Source organism: Halorubrum sp. CGM5_25_10-8B, from assembly GCF_005435095.1.
GTDB classification, from domain to species: domain Archaea; phylum Halobacteriota; class Halobacteria; order Halobacteriales; family Haloferacaceae; genus Halorubrum; species Halorubrum ezzemoulense.
The window spans coordinates 1-499 of sequence record NZ_SGTY01000043.1 but is presented as its reverse complement, the minus strand read 5'-3'; the positions used below and the strand labels follow the sequence as shown (position 1 = coordinate 499).

Annotated in this window: 1 protein-coding gene; it reads left to right on the top strand. The window is 70.1% G+C overall.

Translation table 11 applies throughout. The features are described from left to right. Positions 1-499: class I tRNA ligase family protein (locus EXE51_RS17405; protein ID WP_158413915.1), on the top strand; the 499-nt coding region annotated here is incomplete at both ends.

Below are 499 nucleotides of genomic sequence, written 5' to 3'. Positions count from 1 at the left end.
ATCTTCTGGCCCGCGATGCTGGAGGCGACCGACCACGCGGAGCCGCGTGCGGTGATGGCGAGCGGGTTCGTCACCCTCGGCGGGAAGGGGTTCTCGACCAGCCGCGACCGCGCGGTCTGGGCCGACGAGTACCTCGACGAGGGGTTCCACCCCGACCCGCTGCGCTACTACCTCGCGACCAACGGCGGGTTCCAGCAGGACGTTGACTTCTCGTGGGAGAAGTTCGCCGAGCGCGTCAACACCGAGCTGGTGGGGACCGTCGGCAACTTCCTCTACCGGTCGCTGCTGTTCGCCCACCGCAACTACGAGGGCGGCCCGGACGCCGACGCCCCGAGCGACGACGTGGCGGCGCGGATCGACGAGGCCGTCGAGGAGTTCGCGGCCGCGGTCGACGACTACTCCGTCAGGGCGCTCGGCGACGCCGTCACCGACCTCGCTCGGTACGGGAACGAGTACATCCAGCGCAACGAGCCGGGGAAGCTTGTCGACGAGGAGCCCG